Raw genomic sequence first — 25,353 nt, forward strand, 5'->3', positions numbered from 1 at the left:
TCCCTAGCCCCTCTGCATGTCGGGGGCAAGCAACCCAAGCCACGGAGTGATCATGACCGACCAGATCGACCGGATCGAGGAACGCCTCGCCCATCTCATCGCCCAGATCGACGACCTGTCCGACGTCGTCGCCCGGCAGGACCGCACCATCGACACGCTGACCGCGCAGGTGGCCCGGCTGATGCAGCGCGAGGCTACGCGAGAGGCCGACAATTCCGGCGCGCATCTCTATGCGGATGAACGGCCCCCGCATTACTGAAGTCGCCATGCAAAGACCTGGATGACTTCCGGCCTGACCACGCTCCCTTCGAGCGGGTTGGACGTTGCGCTGCATCCCTGATGCATTTGCATGTCACCTGAAGCGCAGCATTGGCCGGAAGACACCCCGACCCTACCGAAGGTCCGGGTGCCGCGTCTGGCCCTGTCCGAGCCCTCCTTTGCCACCCGGGCGGGTCCCGCAGGCAGGCCCGGGCGCGCGGGTGACGCGCAGGCCGCCTCGCCCCTCTTCACCTTTCCCGAAAACCGCCGGGGTTCGGGGCAGCGCCCCGTCACGCCGACTGATCCTCACAGGATCAGACGGCCAGACATGTGCCCGCGGTACGCGGGCTCAATTGGATGCGATGTCGATCGCGGCCACGTCGCCGTCATGCAGGAAGGCGTTCATCCAGCGGGCGGCGCCTCCGAAGCTTTCATAGACGGTCACGAACACGCTGGTTCGGTCGAGCCGCGCCAGGCGCGCGCCACATGGCGCGTTGCGACCCACGCGGCAGACCCGCGATTTCACATCCTTGTAGGCGCTATCCGTGGCGGTCATCGGAAGATCGCTGGAGGCCGCGCCGTAGCGCAGGCTCTCATGCGTCTCCACCGTCCCGAAAAGCGCAAGCGCAGCCGTGAATTGCCGCGCGCAGCCGTCATCGAAGCCGGTGATGTACCAGTTGCGCGGGCTGGTCTGCCCGGGCGCCGTGTCATAGAGGCGATAGCGCTGATGGGTCTCGATGGCCGTCGCCAATCGGCCGACATCCACGCCGCAGAGCCGCGCCATCCTGCCGAAGGCCACCGCTTCGTTGGGGCCGACCTCGGATTGCGCCGTCGGGGCGTTGCCCCCGCCCCCGCCAAGGAGACCGGCGAGGAAGCCGCCACCGCCCGTTGCTGCGGGCGCGGGCGCGGCGGGCTGGGCACGGGTCTCGGCGGGCAGACTGGCCAGCACGCTGTCGCGCGCGCGGTCGGCGGAGGTTTCGGGGGCGGCCGGGGCCGCGGCCTCGGCGCGTTGCCGGAAGAAGCCCAGAAGCCCGCCCTCCGGTGCCGCCTCGGGCTCCACGGGCCGTCCGCCGACGCCCGGCGCGTCGGACAATGGCTGATCGGCCGTATCCGCGGGAGTGGCGGCGATCTCGGCCTGTCCCACAGCACTATCCATATCCAGCTGGGACAAGGTCGGCACCTCCGCCTCGGGACCCGTTCCCGGCTGGGGGGCGCAGGCAGACAGGGCGACGGCAAGACAGATCAGGATCGGGGCTGCGCGCAAGGCGGACCTCTTTGTTCGATGTTCCGCCTCTCTAGCCCGCGGAGCGCCTCGGGGACAAGACGGCGGACTTTTGGGGGCGGCGCCCGACCCGCACAATGCCGTGACCCTCAGAACTCCACCACGTCCATGATACCCGTCAGCGACTTGATCGCGCCCTTGATCTCGGGCGTGACGGGGAAGGCCTCGTCGAGGTCGATCTCCACGTCGCCTGGTAGGCCCTGCGCGCTGAGACACAGATGCACCGGGCCGCGATTGGCCTTGGGCAATTGATCGGAGGCCCGGCTCAGAACCGACGCGATCTGCGGGATCGCCGCGCGGTCCTCCACGTAGATCCGCAAGCCCGACGCGCCGGCCTTGGCGATGAGCGGATCGGCCAAGCTGACCGAACGGCCCAGAAGCTTGAGCTGATCGCTCTCCATCGTGGCCTCGACGGTAATGACGACCTTGGCGCCCGTCTCCAGATGCTCCCGGCTTTTCTCCAGCGTCTCGGAGAACAGCGTGACCTCGTAGGCGCCGGTGGGGTCGGAGAGCTGGCAGAAGGCAAAGCGGTTGCCGCGCGCCGATTTGCGCTCCTGCCGCCCGGCGACGGAGCCCGCGAGCTTGGCGAGACACGGCCCCGCCTCGGCCTTCTTCATCACCTCGTCGAGGGTCAGCACGCCCTCGCGCTTCAAGGCGGGCATGTAATCGTCGAGCGGATGGCCCGAGAGATAGAAGCCCACGGCCTTGAATTCTTCGGCGAGCCGTTCCGCGGGCAACCAGTCATTCACCGGCGCGAGACGCGGCTCGGGCAGATCCTCGCCCGCCTCCCCGAAAAGCGACACCTGCGCAGAGGCCTTCTGCTCGTGGATCGCGGCGGAATAGGCGGTCAGCGCATCGAGGCTTTCAAACACGCGACGCCGGTTCGGATCGAGTTGGTCGAAGGCGCCCGCGCGCGCCAGCATCTCGAGGGGCCGCTTGCCGATCCGCTTGAGATCGACGCGCCGCGCCAGATCGTAGACCGTGGCGAAGGGCCGCTCCTCCGCCGTCTCCGGCGTCCTCGCCCCGTCCTGCGAAGACGCCCGCCCGGGCGGATGAGCGGCGCCGCCGCGCCCCTCGACGATCAGCCGCATCGCATCGAGGCCCACATTCTTCAGCGCGCCCAGCGCATAGACGAGCGCCCCGTCCTGCACGTCGAAGGTCGCCTGGCTGCGGTTCACGCAAGGCGGCACCCAGGGCAGGCCGAGCCCCTTCTTCACCTCTTCGAAATAGACCGCGAGCTTGTCCGTCAGGTGAATATCGCAGTTCATGACGCCCGCCATGAACTCCACCGGGTGGTTCGCCTTGAGCCACGCGGTCTGGTAGCTGACCACCGCGTAGGCCGCCGCGTGGGACTTGTTGAAGCCGTAATTGGCGAACTTGTCCAAGAGGTTCCAGACCTCGGTGGCCTTCTCCTTGTCGACGCCGTTTTCCTTGGCGCCCGCCAGGAACTTGGGCCGTTCGGCATCCATCGCCGCCTGGATCTTCTTGCCCATGGCGCGGCGCAGAAGGTCCGCGCCGCCAAGCGAGTAGCCCGCCATTTCCTGCGCGATCTGCATCACCTGTTCCTGGTAGACGATGATGCCCTGCGTCTCGTCGAGGATATGGTCGATCGACGGGTGCAGCGTGTCGCGTTCTGACAGGCCGTTCTTGACCTCGCAGAATTTCGGGATGTTTTCCATCGGGCCGGGCCGGTAGAGCGCCACAAGCGCGATGATGTCCTCGATGCAGTCGGGCTTCATGCGCTTCAGGGCATCCATCATGCCCGAGCTTTCCACCTGGAACACCGCGACCGTCTTGGCACGGGCATAAAGCGCGTAGGTCTTTTCGTCATCGAGCGGGATCTGCCCGATATCGTTCTCCGCCCCCTCAAAGGGCGCATAGATCTCGCTGCCGTCCTCGGCCACATGCAGGGGCCGTCCGCCCTTGTGGATGAGGTCGATGGCGTTCTGGATCACGGTCAGGGTCTTCAGGCCCAGGAAGTCGAACTTCACGAGGCCCGCCTGCTCGACCCATTTCATGTTGAACTGCGTCGCCGGCATGTCCGAGCGCGGATCCTGGTAGAGCGGCACCAGCTCATCCAAGGGCCGGTCCCCGATCACCACGCCCGCCGCGTGGGTGGAGGCGTTCCGCAAGAGCCCCTCGACCTGCTGGCCATAGGTCAGCAGTCGGTCCACGACCTCCTCGTTGCGTGCCTCCTCGCGCAGGCGCGGCTCATCTGCGAGCGCCTTCTCGATAGAGACGGGCTTCACGCCCTCGACGGGGATCATCTTCGACAGCCGGTCGACCTGCCCGTAAGGCATCTGCAGGACCCGCCCCACGTCGCGCACGGCGGCCTTCGACAACAGCGCGCCGAAGGTGATGATCTGGCCCACCTTGTCGCGGCCATACTTCTCCTGGACGTAGCGGATCACCTCTTCGCGGCGATCCATGCAGAAGTCGATATCGAAGTCGGGCATCGAGACCCGTTCGGGGTTCAGGAACCGCTCGAACAGCAGCGAATAGCGCAAGGGGTCGAGGTCGGTGATCGTCAGCGCGTAAGCCACGAGGCTGCCGGCACCCGAGCCCCGCCCCGGACCCACCGGGATGTCGTGATCCTTGGCCCATTTGATGAAGTCGGCCACGATCAGGAAGTAGCCCGGAAAGCCCATCCCCTCGATAATGCCCAGCTCGAAATCGAGCCGCTTTTCATAGTCTTCCACGCTCGTTGCATGGGGAATGACCGCCAGCCGCGCGGCAAGGCCTTCCTTCGCCTGGCGGCGCAATTCGTCGACCTCGTCATCGGCAAAGCGCGGCAGGATCGGGTCGCGCCTGTAGGCCATGAAGGCGCAACGACGCGCGATCTCGATCGTGTTCTCCACCGCTTCGGGCAGATCGGCGAAGAGCGTCACCATCTCCTCGGGCGTCTTGAAGTAATGCTGCGGGGTCAGGCGGCGGCGCGGCTCCTGCTGGTCCACATAGGCGCCCTCGGAGATGCAGATCAGGGCGTCATGCGCCTCGTACATCTTGGCCTGCGGGAAATAGACATCGTTTGTCGCGACAAGTGGGATGCCCATCGCATAGGCCATCTCAACGAATCCGCGCTCTGTCTGCCGCTCGGCCTCGGGTGCGCCGTCCTCGCCCGGATGGCGCTGCAACTCGACGTAAAGCCTGTCGCCGAAGATCGCGTGCAGCCGCACCATCAGCGCCTCGGCCGCACCCCGGCTGCCACTTTGCAACAGCCGGCCGACCGGACCATCCGGCCCACCACTGAGACAGATCAGATCCTCCGAATGCGCCTCCAGCTCGTCGAGCGTGACATGCGCCAATTCCCCGTCGCCGCGCAGGTAGAGACAGGAATTGAGCTTCATCAGATGCTCGTAGCCCCGCTCCGTCTGCGCCAGCAGAACCACGGGCGCCGGGTCGCGCGGCCGCTCGCCGGGACCGGGCTCGACGAAGCGCAGATCGACACAGGCGCCGATGATGGGCTGAATGCCCGCATCCGCAGCGCCCACGGAAAATTCGAGCGCGGCAAAGAGGTTGTTCGTATCCGTCACCGCCACGGCGGGCATGCCCGCCTTTGCACAGAGGCCGGGCAGCTTTTTCAGCCGCATCGCCCCTTCGAGCAGGGAATATTCGGTGTGAAGACGGAGGTGGATGAATCGGGGATCTGCCATGCGGACACGATATGCTGAGCTCTCTCCCTCCGAAAGCCCCATCCGTAGCGTCAGCCGTCATTTCAGAGGCTGCACGAACAAGGTGGTCGGGCCGGTGACCGACCAGCCTGGATGTCGCGGGTTTTCGGCATGTCCAAGCCCGCCAACGGGTTTGATCCTGCCCGCAAGCGCCATCCCGACGAATACGTCATACTGCGCGAAGAGACGGGAACCGATCGCGCCCGCCGACACTTCTTCCACGTCTACAGCGCAAGGAAATGTCGACATGTCAAAACTCATCGGCTTCATCATCGCGGTGATCGTCATCATCGCAATCCTGATCTTCTTCGGCTTCCTCGACCTCAGCCCCGAGGGCGAGGCGGCGATCGAGAACACCCAGCAGAATGTGGGCGAAGCGATCGAGAATACCGGCGAGGCCATCCAGGGCGACGGAAACTGAACCTGCCTCTCGCGCGGGCGGCGCGGCCACGTCACGCCCGCCTCCCGCGCGTTTTTCCTTGCATATCCCCGGGTCCCGCTCCTAGCCTGTCTGACACAAAGACAGCCCGCCGCCTTCTACGCCGCATCGAGGGCGCGCATGTCACGGGCCCACGGTAAGGCGGCAAGGTTTCATCATGGATATCCGCTTTCTTCTCAACGGAGAGAGTGTCGAGCTGAAGGACGTGGCCCCCACCGTCACCCTGCTCGACTGGCTGCGCGAGACGCGCGGCCTGACCGGCACCAAGGAGGGCTGCAACGAAGGCGATTGCGGCGCCTGCACGGTGATGGTCACGGACGATCACGGCGCGCGTGCGCTCAATGCCTGCATCCTGTTCCTGCCGCAGCTTCATGGCCGCGCCGTGCGCACGGTCGAGGGCATCGCGGGCCCGGGTGGCGCGCTGCATCCGGTGCAGGAGGCGATGATCGACCATCACGGCAGCCAATGCGGCTTCTGCACGCCGGGCTTCGTCGTGTCGATGGCGGTGGCGCATCTCAATGGCGATAGAGGCCATGACGACGCGCTCGCGGGCAATCTGTGTCGCTGCACCGGCTATGCCCCCATCGTGCGCGCGGCCGAAGCCGCGACCGAGGCACCGGTCCCCGACTGGATGCGGGATGATCTTTCCCAGCTGACCGATCCGCTATCCGAGCCCGGTGAGACCGGTCCATTCGCCCCGCGCGACACCGATGATCTGGCACGTCTTTATGCGCGGCACCCGGAGGCCACGCTCGTGGCGGGCGCCACGGATGTCGGGCTTTGGGTCACCAAGGGTCTGCGCGATCTGGGCACCGTCATATTCCTCAACCGCTGCACCGATCTGCAAGAGATCACCACCGAAGAGGACCGCATCCGGTTTGGCGCAGGCGTGACGATGGACCGCGTGCTGGACAGGGTCCGCGAAAGCCATCCGGCCTATGCCGAGATGATCCGCCGCTACGGCTCCGCGCAGGTGCGGGCCGCGGCGACCATCGGCGGCAATATCGCCAATGGCTCCCCCATCGGGGACAATCCACCGGCACTCATCGCGATGGGGGCGACGCTCCGGCTCCGCGCGGGCGACGCGGTGCGTGAAATGCCGCTTGAGGAATTCTTTATCAGCTACGGCAAACAGGACCGCGCGCGCGGTGAATTCGTGCTCGATGTCTCGATCCCGGCGAATGCGCCCGATCTGCGCGTCTACAAGCTGTCGAAGCGCTTCGATCAGGATATCTCTGCCGTGTGCGGCGCCTTTTCCATCACCCGCGAAGAGGGTCGCGTCACCGACGCACGGGTGGCGTTCGGCGGCATGGCGGGCGTGCCCAAACGCAGCCCCGCGGTCGAAGCGGCGCTCATCGGGGCGGACTGGTCCGAGAAAGGCATCGCGCCGGCGCTTGAGGCGTTCGAGGCGGATTTCGATCCGCTGTCCGACATGCGCGCCTCCGCCGAGTATCGCCTCGACGCGGCGCGCGGCATGTTGCGGCGCTGCCTTGCGGAGACAACGGGCGCGGCCATCTCGGTCCTGGAGGTGAGCCCATGAGCGTCGCCAAACCCCTGCCCCATGATGCCGCGAAGCTGCATGTCACCGGCACCGCACGCTATGTGGACGATATTCCCACACCGGCGGACTGCCTGCACCTGGCTTTCGGGATGGCCCCCATCGCCGCGGGCCGGATTACCAAGCTCGACCTTGGAAAGGTGCGCGAGGCACCGGGCGTGGCCCTGGTGCTGGAAGCCGCCGATCTCGACCGGCCCGCCGATTGCTCGCCCTCGGCCCATGACGAGCCGCTCCTCTCGGGCCATACGATCCACTATCTTGGCCAGCCGGTGTTTCTTGTCGCGGCGGACAGTCACCTCAAGGCCCGGAAGGCCGTCCGGCAAGCAGTGATCGACACCCGCAAGCGCGACGCGATCCTGACCGTGGAGGAGGCCATCGAGGCGGGGAGCCGCTTCGAGGACGGCCCGCGGATCTGGGAAAAGGGCGATGCGGGCGAGGCCATTGACGAGGCCGCGCATGTGGTCACGGGCGAGATCGATGTGGGCGGGCAGGAGCACTTCTATCTGGAGGGTCAGGCCGCGCTCGCCCTGCCGCAGGAAGGCGGGGACATGATCGTCCATGCCTCGACCCAGCACCCGACCGAGATCCAGCACAAGGTCGCGGATGCGCTGGGCCTGCCGATGCATGCGGTGCGTGTCGAGACGCGGCGCATGGGCGGGGGCTTCGGCGGCAAGGAAAGCCAGGGCAATGCGCTGGCCATCGCCTGCGCCATCGTGGCGGCGAAGACCGGCCGGCCTGCCAAGATGCGCTATGATCGCGATGACGACATGATCATCACCGGCAAGCGTCACGATATCCGCGTCGAATACCGCGCCGGTTTTGACGCGGATGGGCGGCTGACCGGCGTCGAATTCGTGCACCTGATGCGCTGCGGCTGGGCGCAGGATCTGTCCCTGCCCGTGGCCGACCGCGCCATGCTGCATGCGGACAACGCCTACCACCTGCCTGCCGCGCGGATCGAGAGCCACCGGCTGAAGACCAATACCCAAAGCGCCACGGCCTTTCGCGGCTTCGGCGGCCCGCAGGGCATGATGGGGATCGAGCGGGTGATGGATCACGCCGCGCATCAGCTCGGGCTCGATCCGCTGGAGATCCGGCGGCGGAATTACTACGCCGAGGCGGGCGATACCCCGGCGTCGGACGGGTCGGATGGGACGGCGTCGCGTTTTTCTGGAAAGGTGAACCAGGGGGACAGCGCTGCGCACACCGATGAGGCGGCGGCGGCATCTGCGGGGTCCGATGCGTCAAAGGACGCCGCTCCGGAGCCCGACGTCGATCTGGCCTCGCGGGGGGCGCAGGGATCGGTGCCCGAAGGTGGCGCGCCGCCTGTGCCTGCCGGTCAGACCACACCCTACGGCATGGCGGTCGAGGATTTCGTGCTGCACGCCATGACCGAGCGGCTGTCCGAAAGCTGCGCCTATGCCGCGCGGCGCGACGCCATCGCCGCGTGGAACGCCGAAAATCCGTTGTTGAAGCGCGGGCTCGCACTGACACCGGTGAAGTTCGGGATTTCCTTCACGCTGACGCATCTCAACCAGGCGGGTGCGCTTGTGCATGTCTACCAGGATGGCAGCCTCGTGCTGAACCATGGCGGCACCGAGATGGGCCAGGGCTTGTTCCAGAAGGTCGCGCAGGTCACGGCGGAGGTTTTCGGCCTTGAGACAAGCGCGGTGAAGATCACCGCAACCGATACCGCCAAGGTGCCCAATACTTCGGCCACGGCGGCGTCGTCGGGATCGGACCTCAACGGCATGGCCGCGAAAACCGCCGCAGAGACAATCCGGGGCCGCATGGCGGAATTCCTCGCCGCGGAGCATCAGGCCGATCCGGCGGATGTGCGCTTCGAACGCGGCACCGTCACGGTCGGGGGCGCAGAGATGCCCTTCGCGGAGGCCGCCAAGCGCTGCTATGAGGCCCGTGTCAGCCTGTCCTCGACCGGCTTTTACAAGACGCCGAATCTCAACTGGGATCGCATCAAGGGTCAGGGGCGGCCGTTCTTCTACTTCGCCCATGGCGCGGCCTGTTCGGAGGTCGTGATCGACACGCTCACGGGCGAGCACCGGATCCTGCGCACCGATATCCTGCATGATTGCGGCCGCTCGCTGAACCCCGCGCTCGACCGGGGCCAGATCGAAGGCGGGTTCGTGCAGGGCGCGGGCTGGCTCACCAGCGAGGAGCTCGTCTGGGACGCGGATGGTCGGCTGACCACCCATGCGCCCGCGACCTACAAGATCCCCGTCTGTTCGGATCGCCCGGACGTCTTCAACGTGGCGCTCTGGGACGCGGATAACCGCGAGGAGACGATCTATCGCTCCAAGGCCGTGGGCGAGCCGCCCTTCATGCTGGGCATGTCCGTGTTCTTCGCGCTGTCGGATGCGGTGGCGGCCTGCGGGCCGGGATATCCCGCGCTCGATGCCCCCGCGACACCCGAGGCGGTGCTGCGCGCCGTGCGGCGGGTGCGCGGATGAGCTTCGATCGCGCCGCCCTGGCCCGCGCCGTCGCCGCCCATGGCCGCGTGGCGCGCGTCGTGGTGGCCGAAGTTGCAGGCTCCACCCCGCGCGAGGTGGGTGCCGCGATGCTGGTCTGGGCGGGTGGACAGGCAGGCACGATCGGCGGAGGGACGTTGGAATACGAGGCCGCGCGCCGCGCCTTGACCGGCGCTGGCCTCAGCCGCCACGCGCTCGGCCCCGATCTGGGGCAATGCTGCGGGGGCCGCGTGACCCTGCTGACCGAGATCTTCGATGCGGAGGCGGTGGCGGCGGTGCCAGAGGGCGGCCTTTTTGCACGCGGTCCGGGCGAGATGCCCCTCTCCGTCCGGCGTCACCTCTCGGAGGCCCGTGGTCAGGGTGTGATCCGGGCCCCGCAGCTTATCGATGGCTGGATGGTGGAGCCGGTCACCAGGGCGCAGCGTCCGCTCTGGATCTGGGGGGCGGGTCATGTGGGGCGCGCCATCGTGGATGTGCTGCATCCGCTGCCGGATGTTGCGATCACCTGGGCCGATACCGGGCCCACGCGGTTTCCCGACGCGGTGCCGGACGCTGTCACGCCCCTGCCCGCTTCCGATCTGCCGCGTCTTGCGGCGCATGCGCCTGCGGAGGCCGCACATCTGATCCTGACCTATAGCCACGAGATCGACCTCGCGCTCTGCCACGCGCTTCTGACGCGCGGTTTCGCCTTCGCGGGCCTTATCGGATCGGACACGAAATGGGCGCGCTTTCGCAAACGGCTGACAGCCCTTGGCCATTTGGACGCTGAAATCGGTCGCATTTGCTGCCCAATTGGGCAGAAATCGCTCGGCAAGCACCCGCAGGCCATTGCACTGGGTGTCGCGGCCCAGCTACTCCAGTGGGAAAACGCAAGGGAAGGTGCGCTTTGGGACAGTCGCTCCTCAGCCTCCGGGGCCTGACCAAGGCCTATCCGGGGGTCGTCGCCAATGACGATGTCTCCTTCGAGATCGGCGAAGGGGAAATCCACGCGCTTCTGGGCGAGAACGGCGCGGGCAAATCCACGCTGGTCAAGATGATCTACGGGCTGGTCAAACCCGATACCGGCGAAATGACGCTGCGCGGTCAGCCCTTCGCGCCCTCCGAACCCGCCGAGGCGCGGCGCGCGGGCGTGGCGATGGTCTTCCAGCATTTCTCCCTCTTCGATGCGCTGAGCGTCGCGGAGAACGTGGCCCTCGGCATGGAAAATCCACCGAGAACGCGGGACCTCGCAAAGCGTATCCGCGATGTCTCGGAGGCGTACGGCCTGCCGCTCGATCCCTTCCGTGTGGTGGGCACGCTCTCGGCGGGGGAACGCCAGCGCGTGGAGATCATCCGCTGCCTGCTGCAGGACCCGCGCCTTCTGATCATGGACGAGCCCACCAGCGTGCTGACCCCGCAGGAGGTGCAGATCCTCTTCGAGACGCTCCGCAAACTGCGCAGCGAGGGCACGTCGATCCTCTATATCTCGCACAAGCTCGAAGAGATCCGGACGCTGTGCGACACCGCGACGATCCTGCGGCTGGGCAAGAAGGTGGCGACCTGCACCCCCGCCGAGACCACCGCGCGCGAGCTGGCGGAGATGATGGTCGGGGCGAGCTTTGCCGCGCCCGCAGCACGTCCCACGACGCCCGGCGCTGTGCTTCTGGAGGTCAAGAACCTGTCCCTGCCCGCCCCCGGCGCGTTCGGGACGCCCCTGCGCGATGTCAGCCTGTCGCTGCGCGCGGGTGAGGTCCTCGGGATCGGCGGCGTCGCGGGCAATGGCCAGGACGAGCTGCTGGCAGCCCTGTCGGGCGAGCGGCGGTCCGCCAAGGGCGCGATCATGCTCAAGGGGCAGGATATCAGCCGGACGGGTCCCATTGCGCGGCGGGACATGGGGCTTCTCTCCGGGCCCGAGGAACGGCTGGGCCATGCCGCCGCGCCCAATATGAGCCTTGTCGAGAACGGCGTGCTGACCGCGTCGCGGCGCGCGCACCTTCTTCGGCGCGGCTTCATCGACTGGAGCAAGGCGGGCCAATTCGCCGAGACGGTGATCGAGCGCTTCGATGTGCGCACGCCCTCGGCCCAGACCGCCGCACGCGCGCTTTCGGGCGGCAACCTGCAGAAATACGTGATCGGGCGCGAGATCGTGCAGGCGCCGGACGTCTTTGTGGTGAACCAGCCCACCTGGGGTGTCGATGCCGCCGCGGCCGCCGCGATCCGGCAGGCGCTTCTGGATCTTGCCGCCGATGGCGCGGGCATTCTCGTGATCTCGCAGGACCTCGACGAGCTGATGGAGATATCGGACAGCTTCGCCGCCCTGAACGAGGGACGGCTGTCGGCCATGCGGCCCGTCGGGGAGCTGACCGTCGAACGGATCGGCCTCATGATGGGCGGCGCGCATGACATGGAGGTCGCCCATGACACGGCCTGAGGCTATGCCCGGACCCCGCGCGGATGGACGCCCCTTGACCGCGGCAGGCACGCGCCGGGCGCCGAGCTGCAACGCTGAAGGGACGGCCCCATGATCCGGCTTGAGAAACGCCCGCAGCCATCGCGCCTCTGGACGGCAGCGGCACCGCTGATCGCGGTGATCCTGACCATGATCGTCGGTGGCATCATGTTCGCGGTCCTGGGCAAGCCGCCGCTGGAGGCGATCCGCACGATCTTCTGGGATCCGCTCTTCAACCCGCAATTCGCCTCCTATTCGCGTCCCCAGCTTCTGGTGAAGGCCGGGCCGCTCATCCTGATCGCGATCGGGCTGTCGCTGGGGTTCCGCGCGGGCATCTGGAATATCGGGGCGGAGGGGCAATACATCATGGGCGCCGTGGTGGGGGCTGGCGCGGGACTCGCGCTCTACCCGTCCGAAAGCGTGCTGATCTTCCCGCTCATGGTGCTGGCAGGTGCGCTGGGCGGCTGGGCCTGGGCTATGATCCCCGCAATCCTCAAGACGCGCTTCGGCACCAACGAGATCCTCGTCTCGCTGATGCTGGTCTATGTGGCGGAATCGATCCTCGCCTCCGTCTCCTCGGGGCTGTTGCGCAATCCCGAAGGCATGGGCTTTCCGGGCAGCCGCAACTTCCGCCAATGGGACGCTGCCGCCAACGAGGAGCTGATCGCGGGCACCGGCCTGCATTGGGGCGTGGTCGCGGCCTTCATCGCGGTGATCCTCGCCTACGTGCTGATGGCGCGGCACATCCAGGGCTTCAACATCCGCCTGACCGGCGAGGCGCCGCGCGCGGCGCGCTTTTCCGGCGTGAACCCCACGCGGATCGTGGTCCTGTGTCTGGGCATCGCGGGCGCGCTGGCCGGTCTTGCGGGTCTTTTCGAGGTCACGGGACCGGCGGGCCAGATCTCCATCGACTTCAATTCGGGCTATGGCTTCACCGCGATCATCGTGGCCTTCCTCGGGCGGCTGCACCCCGTGGGCATTCTGCTGGCGGGCCTCCTGATGGCGCTGACCTATATCGGCGGCGAGTTGGCGCAGCTGATGCTGGGCGTACCCGGCGCGTCGATCCAGCTGTTCCAGGGGATGCTGCTGTTCTTCCTTCTGGGCGTCGACGTCTTCACCAATTACCGCATTCGCATCGGACAGGGAGTGGCGGCGTAATGGACCTCTCCTCGATCTCACCGATCCTTCTTGTCGCGTCGATCATGGTCTCGGCGACGCCCATCCTGCTGGCGGCCATCGGCGAGATGGTGGTGGAGAAATCCGGCGTGCTGAACCTCGGCGTCGAGGGCATGATGATCACCGGCGCGGTGGTCGGCTTTGCCGTCGCGATCAATACCGGGCAGCCTGCCCTGGGCTTTGCCGCGGCGGCGCTGGCCTCGGCCGTGCTGTCGCTGTCCTTCGGGTTTCTGACGCAGGTTCTGCTGTCGAACCAGGTGGCGACCGGGCTTGGCCTGACGCTCGTGGGTCTGGGCCTCTCATCGCTGATCGGCAAACCCTATGAGGGGATGAAGACCCCGACCCTGCCCAAGCTGGACCTCGGGCCGCTATCGGACCTGCCCGTGCTGGGGCGGATGCTCTTTTCGCACGATATCATGGTCTACCTGTCGCTCGCCCTCGTGGCGGCGGTCTGGGCCTTCCTGAAATATACCCGCGCGGGCCTGATCCTCCGGGCGGTCGGTGAAAGCCACGATGCGGCCCATGCCTTGGGCTACAAGGTGGTGCGGGTGCGCATGGCCGCGATCTTCTTCGGCGGGGCCTGCGCGGGCCTCGGCGGCGCCTATCTGAGCCTCGTGCGCGTGCCGCAATGGACCGAAGGCATGACCGCGGGCGCGGGCTGGATCGCGCTGGCCATCGTGGTCTTCGCCTCCTGGCGGGCGGAGCGGGTGCTGATCGGCGCCTACCTCTTTGGCGGGGTGACGGTGCTGCAACTGAACCTGCAGGCCGCGGGGGCTGCGGTGCCGGTGGCGCTCTTGTCGGCCTCGCCCTACCTGATGACGATCTTCGTGCTGGTCGCGATCTCGGCACGGGGCAATCACGGGGCGCCCGCCTCGCTCGGACATCCGTTCCACGCGACGCAATGAGCGAGGCTGCGAGAAACCGGCTCAACCTCGCGCTGCGCGGCAGCGATCCGGTCCATGGCCGAAAGCTGGCCTTCGCGCTGCATGGCGTGATCCTCGCCTCGGCCGTGATGCTGACGCTGCAAAGCATGGAAAGCCTGCCCGAGGCCGCGCATCGCGCATTGTGGATCGGCGAATACATCATCCTCGCGATCTTCACCGTGGAATATGCCGCGCGGCTCTGGTCGGCGCCGAACCGGCTGCAATATGCCACGAGCTTCTGGGGCATCCTCGATCTTCTGGCGATCCTGCCCGCGATCCTGATGCTTCTGCCCGATTGGCAGAGCCTGCGGCTTCTGCGCCTTCTGCGCGCCGTCCGCTTGTTGAAACTCCTGCGTCTCAGCAGCGCCATGGCCCGGATCGAGCGCGCCTTCGCCGAAAGCCGCGATGAGCTGATCCTCTTCACCTTCGCCGCCGTGATCGTGCTATTCATCGCGGCCGTCGGCATCCACCATTTCGAACATGAAGCCCAGCCCGAGAAGTTCGGGTCGATCCCCGCCGCCTTGTGGTGGGCGCTGGCCACCCTGACCACGGTGGGCTACGGAGATGTCTATCCGATCACCATGGGGGGCCGCATCTTCACCGGCTTCATTTTACTCATCGGTCTGGGAATCATCGCGATTCCCGCCGGTGTGATCACCTCGGCCTTGCTAAGAGGCCATCGCCGTGACGATGATCGCGGCCAAACATGAATCAGCATCAGGGAGAACGATACATGCTGCGCAGAACACTGCTTGCCACCGCCGCCGCGGCGGCACTTGCCACCACCAGCTTTGCCGCGGAACACGAAGAGAAGACGAAGGTCGGCTTCATCTATGTCGGTCCCATCGGCGATGGCGGCTGGACCTATGAGCACAACAAGGGTCGCCTTGCGGTCGAGGAAGAATTCGGCGACGCCGTCGAGACCGTGTTCCAGGAAAGCGTGCCCGAGGGCGCCGATGCCGAGCGCGCGATCACCCAGATGGCGCTGTCGGGCGCGGACCTGATCTTCACCACGTCCTTCGGCTACATGGATCCCACCATCGCCGTGGCCGAGAAGTTCCCGGACGTGAAGTTCGAGCACGCCACCGGCTACAAGCGCGCCGACAACGTCTCGACCTATTCCGCGCGTTTCTACGAAGGCCGCGCAATTCAGGGCCACATCGCGGGCAAGATGACCGAAACGAACAAGATCGGCTACATCGCCTCCTTCCCGATCCCCGAAGTGATCCGGGGCATCAACTCGGCCTATCTGCACGCCAAGAAGGTGAACCCGGATGTCGAGTTCTCCATCGTCTGGGCCTACACCTGGTTCGATCCCGCGAAAGAGGCGGACGCCGCGCGCGCATTGATCGAGAACGGCGCCGACGTGATCCTGCAGCACACCGACTCCACCGCGCCGCAGGCCGCGGCACAGGAAGCGGGCGGCATCATCACCTTCGGTCAGGCCTCCGACATGTCGGAATTCGCCCCGCTGCCGCGCGTTTCCTCGATCATCGACGATTGGGCGCCCTACTACATCGAGCGCACCAAGGCCGTGATGGACGGGACCTGGGAATCGACCGACACATGGGACGGCATCGGCCCCGGCATGGTCGGCATCGGCGAGATTTCCGACGCCGTGCCCGCGGATGTGAAGGAAGAGGCGCTGGCCATGAAGGAGGCGATCGCCTCGGGCGAGTACCACCCCTTCACCGGCCCGATCAACAAGCAGGACGGCTCGGTCTGGCTGGCAGAGGGCGAGACCGCCGATGACGGCACACTTCTCGGCATGGACTTCTATGTTGAAGGCCTGACCGGCGAGATCCCGAACTGATCGTCACGTGAAGGTGCGGCGCGGCGACAAACCGCCCCGCGCCGTTTGATCTATCGGAAACGCGCGTCCATCCCGGCGCGCGTTTTTTCGTGCCGCCTGTCGCCCCGCCTGAAGCCGCTATTGCAGGCGCGAGGGCGCAGCGGCGTCAGGCGCCAGCCCGGCCACCAGCGGACAGGTCAGCGTGCGGTGCAAGGCGCCGATCAGATCGTCGAGCGATTGCGCGCTCAGGTTATGCCCGCCGGTATAGGCCGAGAGGCAGCCCGGCGATGTGCGGTACATATCCTGCCCCGGCTCGTAGCCTGCGAACCGGAACCCGATCACATGCACCGTCAGATCGTTGCTCTCATCGGCCAGGCGTTGCGCAACCCGGCAGACCGAGGATCCGCAGGTGTCGCGCCCGTCGGTCACAAGAACCACGACCGCAGGCTTGTCGCGAAACGACATCGCTTCGGCCGCGAGTTCGACCGCGCGGGCGAGCGGTGTGTCACCCAAGGGCGACAGCGCGTCGATCTCCGACTGGATCAGCATGCGCTGATGCGGTTCCGGCGCGAGGCGCACCTCGAAGTTTTCGCAGAAGCCCAGCGCACCCGGCCCGTAGGTGAGAAGGCCCACCGGGCGTTCATCCGGGACCATCGGCAAGACCCGCCGAAGGGCTGTTTGCGCTTCTGCGATGCGCGTGGGCGAGTCCGAGCCTCCAACGGACTGCGCCATGGAGCCGGAGGCATCGAAGACGATCATGGCGTCCTCGTAACAGCCAGCGGCGGCGTTTGTGGTCATCATCGACAGGGCGAGTGCGCCCGAGACCAAGGATCGAAACATGGGCTATGCCTCCATGGGTGATCCTCCCTGACCCAAGAGATGGCACAGACCGGTGAACAATTCCTTGTTGCGGCGTGCGTCGGGGCCCACGCTTGAGGCGCCTAGGCCCGATCGCCCACAAAACAGGCGCAGTTGATCGCAATTTGAGCGAAATTTTATCGATTTTCAGCCCGGACGGTGCATTCCAGCGCTTGCGCTCGCACCGTAGACGTTGCAGCCGAGCGTCACGCGCAACGCCGCCACCAGTTCGGACACGGTCTCGGCGGAGACGTATTTCCCGCCCGTCCGGTCGGCGAGGCAACGCGCGACGGTCTCGGCGTCCTCGTATTGGTTGTTCTGGCTTTCCCAGCTGAAAAAATCGCCGCGCACCTTGTAGCCGATCACATGCACGGTCAGGTCCGCGGCATCGGCGGCCAGTTCCGCCGCCAACAGGCAGGGCGTGCCGCCGCAGGTCTCCTTCCCATCGGTCACAAGCACGATGGCGCCAGGACGGTCGCGATAGTCCAGCACATCCGCTGCGGTGGCGATGGCCGCGGTCAGAGGCGTATCGCCTGCAGGCGCCAGCCCGTCGACCGCGTCGATGATGGGGGCGGCTGCCTGCCATTGCGGGCCGAAGCGGATATCCACGCTCTTGCAGGAGATACCCGGCTCGCCCGCGCGGCCCGGCCCGTAGATCACGAGGCCCAGACGCCGGGCCTCGGCGATGCCGGGCACCGCCTCTCGCACGGCGCGGCGCGCCTCGAAGATGCGCGGCTTTCCGATCTGGTTGAAGCCCGTCTCGGCCATGGAGCCCGACCCGTCGAAGACGATCATCGCATCCTCGGTGCAAAGCTCGCTCGCCCAGCCGGGCATGCTCAAGCCGAGGCTGGCGGCAAGCGCCACGGCGCGCGTGAGGCGTCTGGGCATGATATCTCTCCGGCTTGGACCGTGCAGGTTGGCGTTGCGACAAGTATAGCGTCTGCTGCGTTTCAAGAAAGAAAACATGGCTTGAACGCGCCAAGCCGCAAAGACGCGCTATCCTTCCCGGCAACAGACAGGAAACGGGAGAGCCCCCATGAAAAAGCTTCAAGTGCAGGGCGTGCACCACATCACCATCACCGGCGCGGATCGGCAAACCTCGATCGATTTCTGGGAAGGGCTGCTGGGGATGCCGTTCATCTTCGATCAGCCCAATCTCGACGATCCGGACGAAGGGCATCTTTATTTCGATCCGGGCGACGGGCGGCTCATCACCATCTTCAGCAACGAAAAACGCAAGCCCGTGCATGACCGGACGCCCACCGATCCGGGCTGCGTGCATCACCTGGCGCTCAACGTCTCGAAGGCGGTGTGGAGCCAGGTCGTCAGCCGCCTCGACGAACGCGGCATCCCGCATTCCGGGCCGAAGGATCGGGGCTTCATGGATTCGATCTATTTCAAGGATCCGCTGGGCTTCCTGATCGAGCTGGCCTGCTACCGGTTCGAGCCGCCGATGGGCTGCAGCCATGCGGACGTGATGATCGAGGCGCACCGGATCCGCGTGGCGCGTGGCGATTACAACATCGCCGAGGTGCATCTGGCCGATGCGATCGAACTGCTCGTGGAGCGGCGTCAGCAGACGCTGTCCGATGATCGCAGCCCGAAAGATCCCTACCGGTAAGACGGAGCCCACGGGCAATAAGGGCAGAAGGCGGGGGCCGGAGCGCGACCGGCCGACGCCGCTGCGACACGCGGGGCTATTTTGCTTGGCCCCGCGGAGCATTATGTGACGCGCATGAACACCCTACCCGCTTCCCTGCAGACCTGGTTCGACCGACGCGGCTGGCAGATGCACCCGCATCAGGCCGCGATGCTCGACCGTGCGAACGCGCCTGCGCTGATGCTGATCGCGCCCACGGGCGGCGGCAAGACGCTGGCGGGATTCCTGCCCACGCTGGCGGAGTTGGGAGAAGCGCCCGAACCCGGGCTGCACACGCTCTATGTGAGCCCGCTGAAGGCGCTCGCCTCGGACATCAAGCGCAACCTCTCGACGCCCATTGCCGAGGCCGGTCTGAACATCCGGGTCGAGGACCGCACCGGCGACACCCCCGCCAGCCGGAAGAAACGCCAGCGCGCGGACCCGCCGCATATCCTGCTGACCACGCCCGAAAGCCTGGCGCTTCTGACCTCCTACGAAGATGCGCCGCGCATGTTCGCGGGCCTCCAGCGGGTCATCATCGACGAAATCCACGCGCTGGCCGAAAGCAAGCGCGGCGATCAGCTGATGCTGGCGCTGGCACGTCTCCAGACACTTTGTCCGACACTGCGCCGGGTGGGCCTGTCCGCGACGGTGGACGACCCCGAAGCGGTCGCCCGCCTGATGGCGCGGCACCCAGACCCCTGCGAGATCATCGAGGCCGATCCCGGCCCCGAGCCTGACATCTCCATGCTGGTGACCGAGGAGGCGCCGCCCTGGTCCGGCGGTGGCGCGAAATACGCCATTCCGGCCGTGCTGGAGGCCGTGCGCCAGCACAAGACCACGCTGATTTTCCACAATACCCGCGCGCAGGCGGAGATCTTCTTTCACAACCTCTGGCTCGCCAACGAGGACGGGCTGCCCATCGGCATCCATCACGGCAGCCTCGACCGCGCCCAGCGCGAAAAGGTGGAGGCGGCAATGGTCGCTGGGCAATTGCGCGCCATCGTCTGCACCGGCAGCCTCGATCTCGGGATCGACTGGGGCGATGTGGATCTGGTGATCCAGGTGGGCGCACCCAAGAATGTCAAACGACTGGTGCAGCGGATCGGGCGGGCGAACCACCGCTACAACGCGCCTTCGAAGGCGCTTCTGGTGCCCGCGAACCGCTTTGAGGTGGTGGAATGCGTCGCGGCACTTGAGGCGGTGAAGGCCCGCGACCTCGATGGGGAGCCGCGCGGGCCGGGACCGCGCGACGTGCTCTGTCAGCATATCCTGATCGCGGCGGCCTCGGGCGCTTTCGATGCCGACATGCTCTTTGCCGAGATGAACGCGGCAGGGCCCTATGCCGGGCTGACGCGGGCGGAGTTCGATGCCTGTCTCGATTTCTGCGCCACGGGGGGTTATGCGCTGCGCGCTTACGACCAGTGGCAGCGCATCCGCCAGCGCGATGATGGCAAGTGGGAACTGCGCGATCCGCGCTCCGCCGTGCGGATCCGGCAGAATATCGGCACGATCCAGGACACGGACACGCTGAAGGTCAAGATGCGCGGGCGCGGCGGCAAACCCCTGGGCGAGGTCGAGGAAGGCTTCGCCGCCTCGCTGACCAAGGGGGATACGTTCCTGATTGGTGGCAAGATCGTCCGCTACGAGGGCCTGCGCGAGATGGTGGTGGAGGTCAGCCGGGAGGCCACGCGCAAACCCAAGATCGCGACCTTCATGGGTACGAAATTCGCCACCTCGACGCAGCTGTCGAGTCGCATCGTGACCATGTTCCAACAGGAAGACTGGCCGGAGCTGCCCGATCACACCGCCGACTGGCTGCGGCTGCAGCGCGATGTCTCGCGCCTGCCCGAGCCCGGGCGCCTTCTGATCGAAAGCTTTCCCCATGATGGGCGCGAACAACTGGTGGTCTACGGCTTTGCGGGGCGCAACGCGATGCAGACGCTCGGGCTCTTGCTGACCAAGCGGATGGAGGAGGAGGGCCTCGCCCCCATGGGCTTCGTTGCCACGGATTACGCGACGTTGATCTGGGGGCTCGATGCGGCGCGCGATCCCCGGCCGCTCTTCGATCTGGAGCGGCTGGAGGCGGGGCTCGAGGGCTGGTTGCAGGGCAATGCGGTGATGAAGCGGACCTTCCGGGCCTCGGCCACGATTGCGGGTCTGATCGAACGGCAGGTGGGCGGGCAGCGCAAGACCGGACGGCAGGCGACGATGTCGTCGGATATTCTGTATGACACGCTGGTCAAGTATGACCCCGGCCACCTGATGTTGCAGATCACGCGCGAGGAGGCGATGCGCGGCCTCGTGGACTTCGCCCGCATCCGCGAGATGTGCGCGCGGGTGGGCGACCGGATCGACCTTCTGCGGCTCGACCGTGTGACGCCGCTCGCCGCGCCGCTGTTCCTCGAGCCGGGGCGTGTGCCCATTCGGGGCGATGCCGATGATCGCCTGATCGAGGAGGAGATCACGCAGCTTCTGGACGAGTCCGGTCTGGCGCAGGTCGACGCGCCCGCGCGCCCCGTCTGGCGCGTGCCCTGGTGAGGCGCCCCGCGCATTCGCCCTTGCGGGCGGCTTCGCGGGCGCATTAAGAACAAGCCATGAACACCCACGACTTCACCTTCTGTGATGCGGCGTTGCAGGCCCTGCCCTCGGGCGCGCTCTACTGGCCGGACGAGGCGCTTCTCGTTGTCTCGGACCTGCATCTCGGCAAGGCTGCGCGGCCCGTATCGGGAGGCGGCGCGCTGTTGCCGCCCTATGACACGGTCGAGACGCTGTCGCGGCTGGATCGCGACCTCGAAGCCACCGGCGCGCGGGTGGTCATTTGCCTCGGGGATTCCTTCGACAGTGTCGCGGCGGGCGCGGCCCTGAGCGAAGATGAAATCCTCTGGATCACGCGTTTGCAGGCCGGGCGCAGATGGATCTGGATCGAGGGCAATCACGATCCCGGCCCCGTCGGCATCGGCGGCGCTCATGCCCGACAGCACCAGCTTGGCCCGCTGACCTTTCGCCATATCGCAACCCCCGGTGCAGAGGCGGAGGTGTCGGGGCATTACCACCCCAAGGCGCGGCTGGCGCTGCGGGGACGAACCATCACGCGGGCCTGTTTCCTGATCGACCGCAGGCGCATGATCCTGCCCGCCTATGGCGCTTATACCGGCGGACTGCATTCGACACATGCCGCCTTCCGGCGCTTGATGGCGGAGGATGCCCGCGCGATCCTGACCGGTCCGCGCCCCCTGGCGATCCCGATGCCGCGCTGAGGGCTTGCGCCCGCGCCAGCCCCGTGGCTTCCTGTCCGCATGAGTGACCTCGACGCCCGTATCCGCGCCAGTTTCGCGCGCCAGAGCATGATGACGAGCCTTGGCGCGACGCTGGTTTCCGTGGCCCCCGGCGCGGTCGAAATCGGCGCGCCCATTGGGGCGGCGCATCTCCAGCAGCACGGGTTTGCCCATGCGGGCCTGACCTTTTCCGTGGGCGATTCCGCGGCGGGTTATGCGGCGCTGTCGATCCTGCCGGAGGGTCGCGAGGTCGTCACCTCCGAGATCGGCATCCATCTTCTGGCGCCCGCGCGCGGCGACCGACTGATCGCACGCGGACGGATCATCAAACCCGGGCGGCGGCTGATCGTGGTGGCCTCGGATGTCTATGCGATCGCGGACGGACGGGAGACGCATGTCGCCACGTTACAGGGCACGATGGTGCCTGTGGATGCAGGCTAGCCGGGCCGCCCGGCCGACCCCGATTAGCGTCCCAGAGACAGCGTGAGGTCCCGCAACCGGGCGCACAGATCCCGGCCGTTCGGCGCCAGCGCCTCGAGCGCGGCAGGATCGAGCGGGCGCCCGACGATGGGGGCCTGCGGCTTGCCACAGGCTGCGACCACCTCGTGGATCAGGAGGCCCTGCCGCAAGGTCGGCGACAGCCGATTGGCAATCTGGTAGGCGCGCGAATTCTGGCCCGGGAAATGGATGGGCACCACCGTCGCGCCGGAGCGCTGGATCATCTTGGCGGTGAAGGCATTCCATTCCCGCTCGACGGCGGGGCCGAAAGCGCGATCCGACGACGCCACCACGCCCGAGGGAAACACCGCGATCAGACCACCCTGGGCCAGATGCGCCATCGCTTCGGCGCGCATCGTGAGCCCCTGCTGCCGCGCATCGGGCTCGTGCGGGAACGGCACCGGGATCATGAAATGCGCAACCTCATCCACGCCCGTCAGCAAGGAGCGCGTGAGAATGCGGTAATCCTGCCGCTGCCGTCCGATGATTTCCGCCAGAACCATGCCATCGACAAGACCGTGGGGATGGTTGGCCACCACGACGACGGGGCCGGTCTTGGGGATGCGGGCGATCTCGCGCATGGGGGTTTCGATGTCGATCCCCATGATCTCCAGCGCGCGTGCCCAGAAGGCCTGCCCTTCGACGAGGCCCCGCCGCTCGAACCGGCGGACCATGCGCAATAGCGTCAGCTTGCCCGTCATCCATTCCATCGCGCGGATGGTGTTGGCCTTCCACGGGTTCCCGAAGGTGTTGGCGTAGCTCAGCTTGCGTTTGTCATAAGGAGCCTGAACCGGGGTGACCTCCGCGGGCTCCTCCGAGGTGGAACAGGGTCCGGTGGTGGAGGGAAGCGATTCCGGGCGCATGTCAGCGGCCCTCTCCGAAGCGATCCGCCACCAGTTTTTCGATGGCATCGGCCAGCGGAAGGGCGTCACGACCGCGCGTCTCGACCTCGATGGAATTGCCCTTGGCAGCGGCCAGCATCAACAGCCCCATGATGCTGTCGCCCGAGGCCTGCATGCCATCGCGGAACACCTCCGCCTCGGCATCGAAATCCTCGACCACTTCGACGAATTTCGCCGAGGCCCGCGCGTGCAGGCCCTTTTCGTTGACGATCTGCAATTCGCGTCGAATGGACTCGGTCATGTCTCGTTCACTCCGGCGCCGCCTTCATCCCGATTGCAACACGGCGACGCTGCCGGGCTCGATATTCTGGCTGTCGATGTATTTCCGGCCAGCCTCCCGCGCGATGCGCACGGCATCGGGTACGGCCAGATGACGCGATTTCGCCAATTTGATCAACAAGGGCAGGTTCGCGCCGTAGAGGATGCGGCGGTTTTCGGGCTGACAGGCGCGCAGCGACAGGTTCGAGGGCGAGCCACCGAACATGTCGGTGACGATCACCACACCTTGGCCCTCATCGACGGCATCGGCGGCTTCGCAGATCTCGCCCTGCTTGGCGGCGCGGTCATGCACCGGGGCGATCGCTATGGCGCGGATGCCCGGCTGCTCGCCCATCACATGCTCGATCGCCGCGAGGTATTCCCGCGCCAATCCACCATGCGCCACGATGACGATCCCGATCAAAGCCGACTTCCGTCCTTTCCGCCGTGTCCGAGACGGGCGCTGCCGGGCACCAGACCCCGCCGCTCCAACTCGCGATGTCTAGTTGACACTTGCCAGCCCGCCTGCGCAAGAGCGCCCGCCACGCTTTCTGTCACGGCGACGGAGCGGTGTTGCCCCCCGGTACACCCGATGGCGATGGTCACATGCGTCTTGCCCTCCGCGCGGTGCCCGGGCAGCAGGAACAGCAACAGATCCGTGATCTTTTCCAGAAACGGCGCGTAGCGCGCATCCTGCGCGATATAGTCCTGCACGGATTGCGACAGCCCCGTTTCGCTGCGCAGCGCCTGATCCCAATGCGGATTGAGCAGGAAGCGGCAGTCGAACACCATGTCCGCACCTTGCGGCAGCCCGCGCTTGTAGGAGAAGGACACGAGGCTGACGACAAGCTGCGCGTCATCCGGAGCGGTGAAATCCTGCGCGAGCCGCGCGCGAAGGTCATGCGGCGACAGCTCCGACGTGTCGATCAGGTAATCCGCCGTGTCGCGCAGGGGGGCCAGAAGCGCCAATTCGCGGGCTATGCCGTCGGCAGGCTCCCCCTCGGGGCTGAGAGGGTGACGGCGCCGCGTCTCGGAAAACCGGCGGAGCAACGTCTCCTCAGTACAATCGAGATAGAGAAGGCTGAGCGCGATATCATCACGGTCGCGCAGAGCCGCCACGAGATCGAGCAGCGTCGGCACCGAGAAATCACGGTTGCGCACATCCATACCCAGCGCCATGCCGCCGGGCGGCACCGGTCCCTCGAGAAGACGGGGCACGAGCGATAGGGGGATGTTGTCGATCGCCTCGTATCCGAAATCCTCAAGCGCGTTGATCGACGTGGTTCGCCCGGCGCCCGAGGGCCCGGTGACGAGGATGATGGTGTGGCGCGCGTCGGTCATGGGAAAGGCAATCCGTCAGGTTTGGCCCTCATATAAAGACCGCAACCGCGCGCGGAAGACCGAATTCCGCAATCGTGAACGAAAGGTTAATCCGGGTTTGCCCGGCTCATGCCTGGCGCCCATGTGCCAGGTATTGCCGGATCGCCGCCGGGAAGGCGGGATCGGGACAGCGGTAAAGAACGGGGATTGCGCGGCCAAGGATCGTATCCGTTCGCAGGGGCGGTAGACGTTCCGTCTCCGGCACATCTAGATCGACGATCATCCCGAGCGGCACATCGTTCGCGATATCGGCGCGCAACAGCCCGACGAAGCGCGCCTCGATCAGCCCCCGGATCGCTTCGGGCGCGCTTGCAATGACATCGTCACCCGCGCGGCGCAGGATCGTGCGATCATCGGCGACCAGCACCGCGCCCATCGCCATCAATTGCAGCGCGAGCGCGGACTTCCCCGAGCCCGACGCGCCCCGGATCAGGCAGGCCTGCCCGAACAGCGCGACGGTCGAGGCGTGCGGGACGATCTGCTCCGCGCCGGAAAGCGGATCAGGGTCCATCAGGAAAGCCCTTGGG

The 25,353-nt window shown here is 66.6% G+C and carries 24 protein-coding genes; 14 read left to right on the forward strand and 10 right to left on the reverse strand.

Annotation, left to right across the window (positions count from 1 at the left end; genetic code table 11):
* Positions 1-52: 52 nt before the first annotated feature.
* Positions 53-259 (forward strand): SlyX family protein, encoded by a 207-nt coding sequence (locus FIV09_RS15150; protein ID WP_254702241.1) that lies wholly within the window; start codon positions 53-55, stop codon positions 257-259.
* Between the two features lie 348 nt (positions 260-607).
* Here the strand turns inward: FIV09_RS15150 and FIV09_RS15155 are convergent, their stop codons facing one another.
* From FIV09_RS15155 to FIV09_RS15165, 3 genes are all read right to left on the reverse strand, one after another.
* A complete protein-coding gene (locus FIV09_RS15155; protein ID WP_152451162.1) occupies positions 608-1,522 on the reverse strand; it encodes a hypothetical protein in 915 nt (304 codons plus the stop codon).
* A gap of 107 nt (positions 1,523-1,629) precedes the next feature.
* A complete protein-coding gene (dnaE, locus tag FIV09_RS15160) occupies positions 1,630-5,193 on the reverse strand; it encodes a DNA polymerase III subunit alpha (RefSeq protein WP_152451164.1) in 3,564 nt (1,187 codons plus the stop codon).
* 57 nt (positions 5,194-5,250) lie between these two features.
* Complete coding sequence (locus FIV09_RS15165; RefSeq protein WP_152451166.1) at positions 5,251-5,472, reverse strand: hypothetical protein; 222 nt, start codon at positions 5,470-5,472, stop codon at positions 5,251-5,253.
* Between FIV09_RS15165 and FIV09_RS20485 the strand changes: the two genes are divergently transcribed.
* The 9 genes from FIV09_RS20485 (at position 5,459) to FIV09_RS15205 (ending at position 16,034) form a co-directional block, all read left to right on the forward strand.
* Entirely contained in the window at positions 5,459-5,632 is a 174-nt protein-coding gene (locus tag FIV09_RS20485) for a hypothetical protein (protein WP_172975749.1), read from the forward strand. The genes FIV09_RS15165 and FIV09_RS20485 overlap by 14 nt on opposite strands.
* A gap of 175 nt (positions 5,633-5,807) precedes the next feature.
* Positions 5,808-7,190 carry a xanthine dehydrogenase small subunit gene (gene xdhA, locus FIV09_RS15170; RefSeq protein ID WP_152451168.1) on the forward strand — a complete coding sequence of 461 codons (1,383 nt, stop codon included), beginning with the start codon at positions 5,808-5,810 and terminating at the stop codon, positions 7,188-7,190.
* Positions 7,187-9,676: a xanthine dehydrogenase molybdopterin binding subunit gene (locus FIV09_RS15175; protein ID WP_152451170.1), complete on the forward strand. Its 2,490-nt coding sequence runs from the start codon at positions 7,187-7,189 to the stop codon at positions 9,674-9,676. Before xdhA ends, FIV09_RS15175 begins: the two co-directional genes overlap by 4 nt.
* The gene (gene xdhC, locus FIV09_RS15180; RefSeq protein ID WP_152451172.1) at positions 9,673-10,614 is read left to right on the forward strand and encodes a xanthine dehydrogenase accessory protein XdhC; all 942 of its coding nucleotides are present in this window, start codon (positions 9,673-9,675) and stop codon (positions 10,612-10,614) included. The genes FIV09_RS15175 and xdhC overlap by 4 nt, the downstream gene beginning before the upstream one ends.
* Positions 10,581-12,104 (forward strand): ABC transporter ATP-binding protein, encoded by a 1,524-nt coding sequence (locus tag FIV09_RS15185; protein WP_152451174.1) that lies wholly within the window; start codon positions 10,581-10,583, stop codon positions 12,102-12,104. Before xdhC ends, FIV09_RS15185 begins: the two co-directional genes overlap by 34 nt.
* A 90-nt stretch (positions 12,105-12,194) precedes the next feature.
* Entirely contained in the window at positions 12,195-13,280 is a 1,086-nt protein-coding gene (locus FIV09_RS15190; RefSeq protein WP_152451176.1) for an ABC transporter permease, read from the forward strand.
* On the forward strand, positions 13,280-14,203 hold the full coding sequence (locus tag FIV09_RS15195) for an ABC transporter permease (protein WP_172975750.1): 924 nt from the start codon (positions 13,280-13,282) through the stop codon (positions 14,201-14,203). Before FIV09_RS15190 ends, FIV09_RS15195 begins: the two co-directional genes overlap by 1 nt.
* On the forward strand, positions 14,200-14,931 hold the full coding sequence (locus tag FIV09_RS15200; protein ID WP_152451178.1) for an ion transporter: 732 nt from the start codon (positions 14,200-14,202) through the stop codon (positions 14,929-14,931). Before FIV09_RS15195 ends, FIV09_RS15200 begins: the two co-directional genes overlap by 4 nt.
* Positions 14,932-14,954: 23 nt before the next feature.
* A complete protein-coding gene (locus FIV09_RS15205) occupies positions 14,955-16,034 on the forward strand; it encodes a BMP family ABC transporter substrate-binding protein (protein ID WP_152451180.1) in 1,080 nt (359 codons plus the stop codon).
* A 117-nt stretch (positions 16,035-16,151) separates the two neighbouring features.
* Here the strand turns inward: FIV09_RS15205 and FIV09_RS15210 are convergent, their stop codons facing one another.
* Together FIV09_RS15210 and FIV09_RS15215 are read right to left on the reverse strand one after the other, a co-directional pair.
* Positions 16,152-16,853 (reverse strand): VWA domain-containing protein, encoded by a 702-nt coding sequence (locus FIV09_RS15210; protein ID WP_152451182.1) that lies wholly within the window; start codon positions 16,851-16,853, stop codon positions 16,152-16,154.
* A gap of 165 nt (positions 16,854-17,018) precedes the next feature.
* Entirely contained in the window at positions 17,019-17,759 is a 741-nt protein-coding gene (locus FIV09_RS15215; RefSeq protein ID WP_254702242.1) for a VWA domain-containing protein, read from the reverse strand.
* Positions 17,760-17,907: 148 nt separating this feature from the next.
* On the opposite strand from FIV09_RS15215, the gene FIV09_RS15220 reads away from it, so the two are divergent.
* The 4 genes from FIV09_RS15220 (at position 17,908) to FIV09_RS15235 (ending at position 22,229) form a co-directional block, all read left to right on the forward strand.
* Positions 17,908-18,492 carry a VOC family protein gene (locus tag FIV09_RS15220; RefSeq protein ID WP_152451184.1) on the forward strand — a complete coding sequence of 195 codons (585 nt, stop codon included), beginning with the start codon at positions 17,908-17,910 and terminating at the stop codon, positions 18,490-18,492.
* Positions 18,493-18,606: 114 nt separating this feature from the next.
* A complete protein-coding gene (locus tag FIV09_RS15225; RefSeq protein WP_152451186.1) occupies positions 18,607-21,051 on the forward strand; it encodes a ligase-associated DNA damage response DEXH box helicase in 2,445 nt (814 codons plus the stop codon).
* Between the two features lie 56 nt (positions 21,052-21,107).
* Positions 21,108-21,770, forward strand: coding sequence for a ligase-associated DNA damage response endonuclease PdeM (gene pdeM / locus FIV09_RS15230; protein ID WP_152451188.1), 663 nt, complete (start codon positions 21,108-21,110; stop codon positions 21,768-21,770).
* Between the two features lie 39 nt (positions 21,771-21,809).
* A complete protein-coding gene (locus FIV09_RS15235) occupies positions 21,810-22,229 on the forward strand; it encodes a PaaI family thioesterase (protein ID WP_152451190.1) in 420 nt (139 codons plus the stop codon).
* Positions 22,230-22,252: 23 nt separating this feature from the next.
* Here the strand turns inward: FIV09_RS15235 and FIV09_RS15240 are convergent, their stop codons facing one another.
* From FIV09_RS15240 to FIV09_RS15260, 5 genes are all read right to left on the reverse strand, one after another.
* On the reverse strand, positions 22,253-23,149 hold the full coding sequence (locus tag FIV09_RS15240; RefSeq protein ID WP_152451192.1) for a lysophospholipid acyltransferase family protein: 897 nt from the start codon (positions 23,147-23,149) through the stop codon (positions 22,253-22,255).
* Between the two features lies 1 nt (position 23,150).
* The gene (locus tag FIV09_RS15245; protein WP_152451194.1) at positions 23,151-23,429 is read right to left on the reverse strand and encodes an HPr family phosphocarrier protein; all 279 of its coding nucleotides are present in this window, start codon (positions 23,427-23,429) and stop codon (positions 23,151-23,153) included.
* A gap of 24 nt (positions 23,430-23,453) precedes the next feature.
* On the reverse strand, positions 23,454-23,870 hold the full coding sequence (locus tag FIV09_RS15250; RefSeq protein ID WP_152451196.1) for a PTS sugar transporter subunit IIA: 417 nt from the start codon (positions 23,868-23,870) through the stop codon (positions 23,454-23,456).
* Complete coding sequence (rapZ, locus tag FIV09_RS15255) at positions 23,867-24,787, reverse strand: RNase adapter RapZ (protein WP_152451198.1); 921 nt, start codon at positions 24,785-24,787, stop codon at positions 23,867-23,869. Before rapZ ends, FIV09_RS15250 begins: the two co-directional genes overlap by 4 nt.
* A 106-nt stretch (positions 24,788-24,893) precedes the next feature.
* Positions 24,894-25,337, reverse strand: coding sequence for an HPr kinase/phosphorylase (locus FIV09_RS15260; protein ID WP_152451200.1), 444 nt, complete (start codon positions 25,335-25,337; stop codon positions 24,894-24,896).
* Positions 25,338-25,353 lie beyond the last annotated feature (16 nt).

Source organism: Roseivivax sp. THAF197b (assembly GCF_009363255.1).
In the GTDB taxonomy this organism is placed as follows: domain Bacteria; phylum Pseudomonadota; class Alphaproteobacteria; order Rhodobacterales; family Rhodobacteraceae; genus Roseivivax.

What these genes read in the sequence shown, in the direction of transcription:
- FIV09_RS15150 (WP_254702241.1), top strand. Translation starts at nt 53, where the DNA reads ATGACCGACCAGATCGACCGGATCGAGGAACGCCTCGCCCATCTCATC.
- dnaE (WP_152451164.1), bottom strand. Translation starts at nt 5,193, where the DNA reads ATGGCAGATCCCCGATTCATCCACCTCCGTCTTCACACCGAATATTCC.
- FIV09_RS20485 (WP_172975749.1), top strand. Translation starts at nt 5,459, where the DNA reads ATGTCAAAACTCATCGGCTTCATCATCGCGGTGATCGTCATCATCGCA.
- FIV09_RS15165 (WP_152451166.1), bottom strand. Translation starts at nt 5,472, where the DNA reads ATGAGTTTTGACATGTCGACATTTCCTTGCGCTGTAGACGTGGAAGAA.
- xdhA (WP_152451168.1), top strand. Translation starts at nt 5,808, where the DNA reads ATGGATATCCGCTTTCTTCTCAACGGAGAGAGTGTCGAGCTGAAGGAC.
- FIV09_RS15175 (WP_152451170.1), top strand. Translation starts at nt 7,187, where the DNA reads ATGAGCGTCGCCAAACCCCTGCCCCATGATGCCGCGAAGCTGCATGTC.
- xdhC (WP_152451172.1), top strand. Translation starts at nt 9,673, where the DNA reads ATGAGCTTCGATCGCGCCGCCCTGGCCCGCGCCGTCGCCGCCCATGGC.
- FIV09_RS15190 (WP_152451176.1), top strand. Translation starts at nt 12,195, where the DNA reads ATGATCCGGCTTGAGAAACGCCCGCAGCCATCGCGCCTCTGGACGGCA.
- FIV09_RS15195 (WP_172975750.1), top strand. Translation starts at nt 13,280, where the DNA reads ATGGACCTCTCCTCGATCTCACCGATCCTTCTTGTCGCGTCGATCATG.
- FIV09_RS15200 (WP_152451178.1), top strand. Translation starts at nt 14,200, where the DNA reads ATGAGCGAGGCTGCGAGAAACCGGCTCAACCTCGCGCTGCGCGGCAGC.
- FIV09_RS15205 (WP_152451180.1), top strand. Translation starts at nt 14,955, where the DNA reads ATGCTGCGCAGAACACTGCTTGCCACCGCCGCCGCGGCGGCACTTGCC.
- FIV09_RS15210 (WP_152451182.1), bottom strand. Translation starts at nt 16,853, where the DNA reads ATGTTTCGATCCTTGGTCTCGGGCGCACTCGCCCTGTCGATGATGACC.
- FIV09_RS15215 (WP_254702242.1), bottom strand. Translation starts at nt 17,759, where the DNA reads ATGCCCAGACGCCTCACGCGCGCCGTGGCGCTTGCCGCCAGCCTCGGC.
- FIV09_RS15220 (WP_152451184.1), top strand. Translation starts at nt 17,908, where the DNA reads ATGAAAAAGCTTCAAGTGCAGGGCGTGCACCACATCACCATCACCGGC.
- FIV09_RS15225 (WP_152451186.1), top strand. Translation starts at nt 18,607, where the DNA reads ATGAACACCCTACCCGCTTCCCTGCAGACCTGGTTCGACCGACGCGGC.
- pdeM (WP_152451188.1), top strand. Translation starts at nt 21,108, where the DNA reads ATGAACACCCACGACTTCACCTTCTGTGATGCGGCGTTGCAGGCCCTG.
- FIV09_RS15235 (WP_152451190.1), top strand. Translation starts at nt 21,810, where the DNA reads ATGAGTGACCTCGACGCCCGTATCCGCGCCAGTTTCGCGCGCCAGAGC.
- FIV09_RS15240 (WP_152451192.1), bottom strand. Translation starts at nt 23,149, where the DNA reads ATGCGCCCGGAATCGCTTCCCTCCACCACCGGACCCTGTTCCACCTCG.
- FIV09_RS15245 (WP_152451194.1), bottom strand. Translation starts at nt 23,429, where the DNA reads ATGACCGAGTCCATTCGACGCGAATTGCAGATCGTCAACGAAAAGGGC.
- rapZ (WP_152451198.1), bottom strand. Translation starts at nt 24,787, where the DNA reads ATGACCGACGCGCGCCACACCATCATCCTCGTCACCGGGCCCTCGGGC.
- FIV09_RS15260 (WP_152451200.1), bottom strand. Translation starts at nt 25,337, where the DNA reads ATGGACCCTGATCCGCTTTCCGGCGCGGAGCAGATCGTCCCGCACGCC.